The organism is Yersinia sp. LJYL362, from assembly GCF_048323875.1.
In genome coordinates, this window is the sequence record NZ_JBLWEX010000065.1 from 1 (window position 1) to 9,368 (window position 9,368).

Sequence of the window (9,368 nt, forward strand, 5' to 3'; positions counted from 1 at the left end):
GGCGCGGTGCCAGTTCGCGAGTGCGATTAAGGTCGATAGACAAATCACGTAAGTCACGGTTATTGATACCAACGACTTTTGCCTCTAATGCAATAGCGCGATCCAGTTCCTCGGCGTTGCTTGCCTCCGTTAATACCCCCATGTTCAGGCTATGAGCCACGGCGGCCAATCGGCGGTAAGTCTCATCATCAAGCACGGAGAGCATCAGCAAAATAGCGTCAGCCTGATAAAAACGGGCGAGCTGAATTTGGTAAGCATCAATAATAAAATCTTTACACAATACCGGTTGAGTTACTGCCGCACTGACTTGTGGCAAGAAATCAAAATTGCCCTGGAAGTATTTTTCATCCGTCAGTACCGAGATGGCCGAGGCATAATTCTGATAAACCGTGGCAATCTCTACTGGGTTAAAATTATCGCGAATCACTCCTTTGGACGGCGACGCTTTTTTGCACTCCAGAATAAACACGGTTTTGTTGCTCTGAAGCGCGTGATAAAAGTCGCGCTGACTCAACGTTATGTCATTTTGGAAACTGGCCAGAGGCTGTTGTAATTTCCGCGCGGCAACCCAGATTTCCTTATCGCGCACTATTTGATGAAGTACGGTTTCCTGCATGATTTATCCTCTTGCTGCCAGAGCGGTAACTCGTTCAAAAGGCTGACCGCTGTGAATCATTTCCAATGCTTGCTGTGCGTTATGACGCAGGTTTTCCTGCCCATGCAATTTCAGCAATAATGCGACATTCGCCGCGACTGCTGCGGCATGCGCTGCCTCACCCTTACCTTGTAACAACCGTGCTAAAATGTCACGGTTTTCTTCAGGTGCGCCGCCCTGTAACGAGCCAATTTCAAAGCGGTTTAAACCAAAATCTTCCGGTGCTAATTCGTAGCTTTCGATACTGCCGTTATTCAGCTCTGCGACCTGAGTTGGCGCATGGATCGCCACTTCGTCCATTCCGCCGCCATGCACCACCGCCGCGCGCTGATAACCCAGCACTTTAAGGGTTTCAGCGATCGGCAGGACCAATTCAGGGCTATAAACACCAATCAGCGCCAATGGCGGGCGGGCTGGGTTAATCAATGGCCCTAACACATTGAACAATGTGCGGGTTTTGAGTTGTTGGCGCACCGGCATCGCATGGCGAAAACCGGTGTGATATTGCGGCGCAAACAGGAAACAAACCCCTAACTCATCCAATGCCAGACGTGACTGCTCGGCGCTCATGTCCAGACGAATGCCAAAGGCAGCTAACAAGTCTGACGAGCCGGAACGGCTGGACACACTGCGGTTACCGTGTTTGGCCACTTTCACACCACAGCTGGCGGCAACAAACGCGCTGGCCGTGGAGATGTTAATGCTGTTGGTGCCATCGCCACCGGTGCCGACAATATCAGCAAACAGGTAATCGGGGCGCGGGAAGGGTTGAGCATCAGCTAATAAGGCTTGTGCTGCGCCGGCAATCTCGGCGGGTGTTTCGCCGCGCACTTTCATGCTGATCAATGCCGCAGCCAATTGGCTGGCTTCCAGTTCACCCCGGACAATCGCGGCAAATAGCAGTTGGCTTTCTGCCTGAGTCATCGACTCGGCCCGAAACAGTTTTTCTAATAACAATTCTTTCGATAATGTTTGCATTTTAAACCCTTGATTACGTCATACCCAAATAGCTAAAACTCTTGCGGTTATACGCGCGAAGGGGATAGCGCCCAGTCTAAGGTTTGCTCCAACAAACGAGCACCCTGGGTGGTTAGAATCGATTCTGGGTGGAATTGGTAGCCACAAACCCGATGGGCATCATGACGAACCGCCATGACCATCTCGCCAAAACGGGCGTTAACAGTGAGTTCTGTTGGGATATTACTGCCGACCAATGAGTGGTAGCGGGCAACCGGTAAAGGGTTGGGCATTCCTGCAAACATGCCGTGTCCGTCGTGTTCGATGGCAGAGGCCTTACCATGCAATATTTCGCCAGCCTGACCCACATGGCCGCCATAGGCTTCGACAATGGCTTGATGGCCAAGGCAAATTCCGATAATCGGTAGTTGGCCGCGTAAACGCTGTAACAACTCAGGCATACAGCCCGCTAGTTTGGGGGTGCCGGGGCCGGGTGATAGCATCAACACCGGTTGTTCGAGTTGTTGCAACCGCTCAATAATGGTGTCAGCCGCAATGTGGTTACGGTATATCACTACGCGATGGCCGCTGGAGCGCAGTTGATCCACCAGGTTGTAAGTAAAGGAATCGATGTTATCGAGCAGCAAAATATCGGCCATTAGATTATTTTCCATTAGAACACCTCTCTGGCGTGGTGTGCGGTGGCAATGGCGCGTAGCACGGCGCGGGCTTTATTGCGCGTTTCATCGGCTTCTGCCTGTGGGACTGAATCCAGCACTACACCAGCACCGGCTTGTACTGTGGCGATACCGTCTTCGACATAAGCCGAGCGAATAACAATGCAGGTATCCAAATCACCATGGGCGGTAAAGTAGCCCACAGCACCGCCATAACTGCCCCGACGCGTTCCTTCACTGTCAGCGATTAATTGCATTGCCCGAACTTTTGGCGCACCGCTTAATGTCCCCATGTTCATGCAGGCCTGATAAGCATGCAGCACATCCAAATCGTGACGTAGTGTGCCCACCACGCGAGAAACCAGATGCATAACAAAGGAATAACGGTCGACTTTGGTTAAATCAGCCACATAACGGCTACCCGGTTCACAGATACGCGCCAGGTCATTACGGGCCAAATCCACCAGCATCAAGTGTTCCGCCAATTCTTTATGGTCGGTACGCATTTCCAGTTCAATGCGACTGTCCAAATCGCGGTCCAGTTCGCCATTAGCGCGGCGGCCGCGTGGGCGAGTCCCGGCAATCGGATAAATTTCAATTTGACGATTGGTCGCATCATATTTGAGTGCGCTTTCAGGTGAGGCACCGAACAGGGAGAATTCGTTATCCTGCATGAAGAACATATATGGGCTTGGATTGCTGTCTTTCAGTGTTTGATACGCCGCCAGTGGCGACGGGCAAGGCAGTGAGAAACGGCGAGAAGGGACGACCTGGAAAATCTCACCTGCACGGATTGCCTGCTGTAATTTACTGACAACCGCGCCGTACTCTTCATCTGATTGGTTACACTGTAACGCCATCTCAGGGACTGATTCGGCCGGAATGGCCTGCGGTGCTTGTTGCAATTGGTGGGCTAGTTGCTCTAAACGCGCCGTCAAGCGCTGGTGCTCGCTATTATCCGGGGTGAACAGGCTGGCTTGTAATGTTGTTGAGCGATGTTGGTGATCTAACACCAACAAGGTTTCAGCTAAATAGAAGCAGAAGTCTGGGCAACGTTGGTCTTGGCGCAACTGCGGCAAGTTTTCAAAACCGGCGACCAAATCGTAGGCAAACAAGCCACCCAAAAACAGGGCTTCTCGCTCTGTCTGCGGGGCATCGACCAGTTTCAGCAACAGACGCAAAGTATCGAAAACGGATAGCGCTTGTAAGCGGGAGTCTTCATCCTGCACATCAGTAATGACGGGGAAGGTTAACTCACGGCCATTAGGGCGGACTTGAATCTCAACTTGCGCTAGCAATGCTGCGTCCAGCAGTGGTAATAAAGACGCACCGTTGCGTGTCAGTGCTTCAATGGTCACCTTCTGCCCCAGCGCGGTGATACGCAGCGCACTGTCGATAATAAGCAGACTTTTCAGATTCTGCTTGCTGGTCACTTCCGCTGACTCAAGCAGTAATGTTGCTGGTCGCGCGCCGCAGAGCTGATGGAACAGCGCGGTTGGGTCATCACGGTAACACGCCGTGGTGGTCAGTAACTGTAAAGTGGGGCGCGAGGTTTGCATTATTTGTGGTTCCTGAAAAAAGTGTTTGTCGTTCTTGAACAAAGTGTTTACGCCGAAATCTATGCCCTAAATAATTCGAGTTACAGGAAGGCGGCAATCGAGTGAGTCCCGATGAGTTGACGCCAGTCAATGATTCGGGTGAATGAGAGCAGCCAACGCACATGTAGCTTGAAGTATGACGGGTATATTCATAAAAAAGCCCGCTATAAGCGGGCTGAAGCAATCTGCACTGTCTGATGACTGATATGCGCGATTACACCGCCCGAGAGAGGGAGATGTGCCACCAACGCAGTAAGGAAATCAGGGAAGTTTTCATTATCAGTTACTCTCTATGATTGCTTTGATTGTGTTATCGAATAGATCCGAACAGCATTTTGGTCTCTCGTGAACTTGTGTACTAGTTAACTGGTTCGTGAGGTGAATGTCAACCCCTGAATGATTGTTTTTAACCAACTCTTTTAGCCGTAATATTTACCAGAATAGGCGGGGAGCAAAATAAGATTGATTAACGTTAATGTCACATTAGCGAGTATAATCATCAGCCACGCTTTTTCCGGACTCATGTTTTGACTAATAAATCAGTTTTGGCGAATAAACCCGTTTTGTCTGATAACACCACATCACCTAACTCGGCTGATTTAACTGATGTTGTGACATCAACGGCCTTTACTCTCTATGATTTACATAGCCATACCACCGCGTCGGACGGCTCGCTGAGCCCCGCGGCGTTGGTAATAAGGGCGGCGCAAATGCGCGTAGGTGTGTTGGCGATTACTGATCACGACACCACCGCAGGGTTAGCTGAAGCCGCCACGACTATTGAGCAGCAGCAGCTGCCAATCCGGCTTATTCCTGGTGTCGAGATTTCCACATTATGGGAGAACCATGAAATCCATATTGTCGGATTAGGCATGGATATCCAACATCCCAGCCTCTGCCAGTTATTAAGCCAACAGTCAGAGCATCGTTATATTCGGGCGCAAGAAATCAGCGCCCGACTGGCGAAAGCGCGTATTCCGGGTGCCTGGGAAGGGGCTAATCGGTTGGCAGAAGGCGGCCAGGTGACGCGAGGCCATTTTGCCCGTTATTTGGTGGAGTTAGGGTTAGCCAGCAATGTCGGTCAGGTTTTTAAAAAGTATTTGGCCAAAGGCAAGACCGGTTATGTTCCCGCTCAATGGTGTACAATAGAACACGCTATTAATGCGATTAAGCAATCAGGTGGGCAAGCCGTACTGGCACACCCCGGGCGGTATGATTTAACAGCGAAATGGCTGAAGCGGTTATTAGCACATTTCGCTGAGCATGGTGGTGATGCCATGGAAGTTGCCCAGTGCCAGCAGGCCCCCCATGAACGGGCACAACTTGCCCAGTATGCGCGCGACTATAATTTACTTGCATCCCAAGGGTCTGATTTCCATCAACCTTGTTCCTGGATTGAGTTGGGCCGCAAATTGTGGCTGCCCGCTGGGGTGGAACCGGTATGGCGCGATTGGCCGATAGAGAGTCAGTCCAGCTAACTCATACATTTAATGATTAGGTAGAGTCATGAGTCAATTTTTCTATATTCACCCAGAAAACCCTCAACCACGGTTAATTAACCAAAGTGTGGATGTTTTACGTAAGGGAGGGGTGGTCGTTTATCCGACAGATTCGGGTTATGCCCTTGGTTGCCGCTTAGAAGATAAAACGGCAATGGAACGTATTTGTCGTATTCGCCAGTTGGATGGTAATCATAACTTCACCTTGGTCTGCCGTGATTTGTCGGAGTTATCAACTTACGCCTATGTCGATAACTCGGCGTTTCGGCTTATCAAGAACAACACTCCCGGCAACTACACCTTTATATTGAAAGCGACAAAAGAAGTGCCGCGGCGGTTGATGAATGACAAACGCAAAACGATTGGTTTGCGTGTGCCGTCTAATCCTATTGCGTTGGCGTTGCTAGATGTATTAGGTGAGCCGCTGATGTCGACCACATTGATGCTGCCAGGTAATGATTTTGCTGAGTCGGACCCTGAAGAGATCAAAGAGCACTTGGGTAAACAAGTGGATTTAATTATTCACGGCGGCTCATTAGGCCAGCAGCCCACGACAGTTATTGACCTGACTGATTCCTCCCCGGAAGTTATTCGCGAAGGTGCAGGGGATGCAACACCGTTCCGTTAAGTGGAACAGCGATAGCCATTGTTAGTGACATACGCGAACAGTGGCAGTACTTGGTCCGATGATTTAGGCGACTCATCCTTCGCGAAGATAATAGGTGTGGGCTATACGTCAAAAAGGGATAATTTCGTGACCATAAACATTAGGCTCTCATGACAGAAAGCCTCAAATCAGCTTTCATTACAAAAACACTTTTGCAACAAGCCCGACTAAATCATGATAAGCATGTAAAATTAATTAATCACGATTGTACCGGAGAGGTCGACTATGTTGAACAAGCCTGCATTAATACTCGTTAGTGCGCTGACGGCATCCCTGATGCTGGGAGCCAGTACTGCTGCGGTTGGAGATGTACAGTCCAGCGAACAACCGACCATAGCGATTGAACAGGATGCAGCACCAGCTATAACAGCCGCGGCTGAAATTCCCGTGGAGTGCCGGCTCCTGTCCCCCGGCGAGTGGAAAGCATCTGTAAATGTTCAACAGCCCGACTCGCCCAAGCTTATAGTATCGGGCGAAGTTGAGACATCTACTGGTGGATATGAGGTCACGCTTGAACGTGGCGAGATTAATCTTAATCCAGCTATCGTAACGATGGAGCTAAAGGTCGTCCAGCCGCCCGCCGACTCGATGGTATCGCAAATGATTACACCCCATGCGGTAAAAACTGAAGTGCCTGACGTGAGTCGGGACTTGAAGCGAGTTGTTATCAACTGTGGTGCTGGAAAACTCACTGAGATAGCAGAAATCTCGGTGCTGCACTAAGCAACCCATAGACCCAGACTGAACTAAGGGTCTTTAGGCTGAAATCTTAGACACCATAGCATCGGCTCGGCGCAGGCTATCTGTCCCTAAAGACAACCGTACGGATTTAATAGGACCTTTCACCTTAAAATTCGTGTAATATGTCTGACCCTAAGCATTAAGTGTGACAGTCGGTGTGGCACTTTTTATTTGATATGCTTTATTCCAAAAGGTTTTACAATCCAATGAGTTGATATGCAATATCGCGTAACTTGTTGATGATACGATTATATACGACGCCTGTGAAGGCGACATTAGAGGTTGCTCAATGAGCGAGAAGTCAGAAGACCAAAATTTACCGAACTCAAAGCCAGCAAGCCCTAAACCGCAGGGCGACAAGGTTGTGGGTGAAAAAACAAAAGTTGTGGGCGAAAAATTACAGAAAATCTTGGCACGAGCGGGTCATGGCTCTCGTCGGGAAATCGAAACCATCATTCAACAGGGCCGCGTCAGCGTTGATGGTAAAATATCAAAGCTGGGTGATCGTGTTGAAGTCACTCAGGCCACTAAAATTCGTCTGGACGGCCATCTTCTTTCGATTAAAGAATCTGAAGAAGCCGTGTGTCGTGTTCTGGCGTATTACAAGCCGGAAGGTGAGCTTTGTACCCGTAATGATCCTGAAGGTCGCCCAACGGTATTTGACCGTTTGCCTAAACTGCGCGGTTCACGTTGGGTTGCGGTAGGCCGCCTGGACGTTAATACCTCAGGTTTATTGTTGTTCACCACTGATGGTGAATTGGCTAACCGCCTGATGCACCCGAGCCGTGAAGTTGAACGCGAATATGCCGTGCGAGTGTTTGGTCAAATTGATGACGAAAAAATCAAACAACTGAGCCGCGGCGTTCAACTGGAAGATGGCCCAGCGGCATTCCGCACCATTAGTTTCCAGGGCGGGGAAGGGATTAACCAGTGGTATAACGTCACGTTGACTGAAGGGCGCAACCGCGAAGTTCGCCGCTTGTGGGAAGCTGTTGGTGTGCAGGTTAGCCGCCTGATTCGTGTTCGCTATGGTGATATCAATCTGCCCAAAGGCTTGCCTCGTGGCGGTTGGACTGAATTAGATCTGAAAGCCACTAACTACTTGCGTGAACTCGTGGAGTTGGATTCTGAAACTGTCAGTAAATTGCCAGTTGAGAAAGACCGACGTCGGGTCAAAGCTAATCAAATTCGTCGTGCGGTTAAACGCCATACTGAAGTTGCTGGCCGCCAGGTCGCAGGGCGTCAAGGCGTTGCCCGTAAAGGTTCTACCCGTCAAAACGTAGGTAACGCAGCTCCGGCAGCTGCTACCGGGCGTCGTGGGTCTAACAAGCGCGGATAAGTCAGTTATTTATGGGAAGAAATTATTTTCTTCCCATTATTTACTCTAAGAATTCCCATCCCATTCCCTCTTCTTCAGATATACCTTTATATAGAAGACACTAATGCCGCAGACTTTGCCGCTGCGGCATTTTATTGGTCAAATATGGCTGAAAATTACCAATCGATACCTTGTTGTGCCTTAATGCCGGCATCAAAGGCATGTTTAACCGGGCGTAATTCACTGACGGTATCCGCCATCTCCAATAGATCCCGATGGCAACCACGGCCAGTCATTATCACGGTTTGATGGGCAGGGCGCTGTTTTAGCGCATCCACCACTTCATCCAGTGATAAATAATCATAAGCGACCATATAAGTCAGTTCATCTAACACCACTAAATCTAAGGTCGGATCAGCTAACATACGCCGCGCATGTTGCCAAACACCCTGACAGGCAGCGGTATCTGTTTCTCTATTTTGTGTATTCCAAGTGAAGCCAGTTGCCATAACCTGAAACTCAACACCATGTTGTTGCAACAGATTTTTCTCGCCGTTCGGCCATTCACCTTTAATAAACTGTATCACTCCCGCTTTCAGTCCATGGCCGACCGCACGGGTTACAGTCCCAAATGCGGCGGTGGTTTTGCCTTTGCCATTGCCGGTAAAGACAATCAAAATACCGCGAGTTTCTTGCGCTGCTGCAACCCGTGATTCAACCTTTTCTTTTATTTTTTGTTGGCGCTGCTGGTGGCGTTCTTCAGACATGAAACATTCCTTTATTCTGCAGGACCGGGTTTACGGTCGGGTTGTGCATCGAAGCTGATACCGGTCTTTCTGCGGCTATCGTCGCCCATCAGGTAGAGATAAAGCGGCATAATATCGGCCGGCGTGTTTAACTTGTTGGCATCTTCATCCGGGAAAGCACTGGCGCGCATCTGAGTCCGCGTGCCCCCAGGGTTGATACAATTAACCCTCAGATTACTCTGCTTATATTCTTCAGCAAGTACCTGCATCATGCCTTCGGTAGCAAATTTTGACACGGCATAAGCTCCCCATCCTGAGCGCCCTTGACGGCCAACGCTGGAACTGGTGAATACCAAAGAGGCACTTGGTGACTTCAGCAGTAATGGCAATAATGCTTGAGTTAGCATAAAAGTTGCATTGACATTCACTTGCATAACATCCTGCCAGACGGTGATATCTTGCTCTGCCATCGGCACAATCTCACCCAATAAACCGGCATTATGCAATACA

General features: G+C 49.7%; 8 protein-coding genes, 2 pseudogenes and 1 other annotated feature. Of the genes and pseudogenes, 4 read left to right on the forward strand and 6 right to left on the reverse strand.

Features of this window, described 5'->3' with window-relative positions; all coding sequences use genetic code 11:
* From ACNSO8_RS02720 to trpL, 4 genes and pseudogenes are all read right to left on the reverse strand, one after another.
* Window positions 1-616: pseudogene (locus ACNSO8_RS02720) on the reverse strand (bifunctional indole-3-glycerol phosphate synthase/phosphoribosylanthranilate isomerase); the annotation flags it as partial.
* Window positions 617-619: 3 nt separating this feature from the next.
* A pseudogene (gene trpD, locus ACNSO8_RS02725) lies at window positions 620-2,271 on the reverse strand (bifunctional anthranilate synthase glutamate amidotransferase component TrpG/anthranilate phosphoribosyltransferase TrpD).
* A gap of 14 nt (window positions 2,272-2,285) precedes the next feature.
* Complete coding sequence (locus tag ACNSO8_RS02730; protein WP_418393741.1) at window positions 2,286-3,848, reverse strand: anthranilate synthase component 1; 1,563 nt, start codon at window positions 3,846-3,848, stop codon at window positions 2,286-2,288.
* A gap of 190 nt (window positions 3,849-4,038) precedes the next feature.
* Window positions 4,039-4,140: a sequence feature (Trp leader region), on the reverse strand.
* The gene (trpL, locus tag ACNSO8_RS02735) at window positions 4,102-4,164 is read right to left on the reverse strand and encodes a trp operon leader peptide (protein WP_061512357.1); all 63 of its coding nucleotides are present in this window, start codon (window positions 4,162-4,164) and stop codon (window positions 4,102-4,104) included. (Overlaps the previous feature by 39 nt.)
* Window positions 4,165-4,450: 286 nt before the next feature.
* Here trpL and rnm point away from each other — a divergent pair, with 286 nt between their 5' ends.
* The 4 genes from rnm to rluB all read left to right on the forward strand — a co-directional run bounded on the left by rnm (window position 4,451) and on the right by rluB (window position 8,133).
* On the forward strand, window positions 4,451-5,365 hold the full coding sequence (gene rnm, locus ACNSO8_RS02740) for an RNase RNM (RefSeq protein WP_418393746.1): 915 nt from the start codon (window positions 4,451-4,453) through the stop codon (window positions 5,363-5,365).
* 28 nt (window positions 5,366-5,393) lie between these two features.
* Entirely contained in the window at window positions 5,394-6,014 is a 621-nt protein-coding gene (locus tag ACNSO8_RS02745) for an L-threonylcarbamoyladenylate synthase (RefSeq protein ID WP_050125169.1), read from the forward strand.
* A 264-nt stretch (window positions 6,015-6,278) separates the two neighbouring features.
* On the forward strand, window positions 6,279-6,776 hold the full coding sequence (locus ACNSO8_RS02750) for a hypothetical protein (protein WP_418393742.1): 498 nt from the start codon (window positions 6,279-6,281) through the stop codon (window positions 6,774-6,776).
* Window positions 6,777-7,083: 307 nt separating this feature from the next.
* Complete coding sequence (gene rluB / locus ACNSO8_RS02755) at window positions 7,084-8,133, forward strand: 23S rRNA pseudouridine(2605) synthase RluB (RefSeq protein ID WP_418393743.1); 1,050 nt, start codon at window positions 7,084-7,086, stop codon at window positions 8,131-8,133.
* A 155-nt stretch (window positions 8,134-8,288) separates the two neighbouring features.
* On the opposite strand, the gene cobO is transcribed toward rluB, so the two are convergent.
* Complete coding sequence (cobO, locus tag ACNSO8_RS02760) at window positions 8,289-8,879, reverse strand: cob(I)yrinic acid a,c-diamide adenosyltransferase (protein WP_418393744.1); 591 nt, start codon at window positions 8,877-8,879, stop codon at window positions 8,289-8,291.
* Between the two features lie 11 nt (window positions 8,880-8,890).
* Window positions 8,891-9,368 (reverse strand): YciK family oxidoreductase (locus tag ACNSO8_RS02765; protein WP_418393745.1); only part of this gene is annotated, 478 nt, incomplete at its 5' end.

Excerpts from the sequence above, each read along its gene's own strand:
- ACNSO8_RS02730 (WP_418393741.1), bottom strand. The coding sequence starts at position 3,848 with ATGCAAACCTCGCGCCCCACTTTACAGTTACTGACCACCACGGCGTGT.
- ACNSO8_RS02745 (WP_050125169.1), top strand. The coding sequence starts at position 5,394 with ATGAGTCAATTTTTCTATATTCACCCAGAAAACCCTCAACCACGGTTA.
- ACNSO8_RS02750 (WP_418393742.1), top strand. The coding sequence starts at position 6,279 with ATGTTGAACAAGCCTGCATTAATACTCGTTAGTGCGCTGACGGCATCC.
- rluB (WP_418393743.1), top strand. The coding sequence starts at position 7,084 with ATGAGCGAGAAGTCAGAAGACCAAAATTTACCGAACTCAAAGCCAGCA.
- cobO (WP_418393744.1), bottom strand. The coding sequence starts at position 8,879 with ATGTCTGAAGAACGCCACCAGCAGCGCCAACAAAAAATAAAAGAAAAG.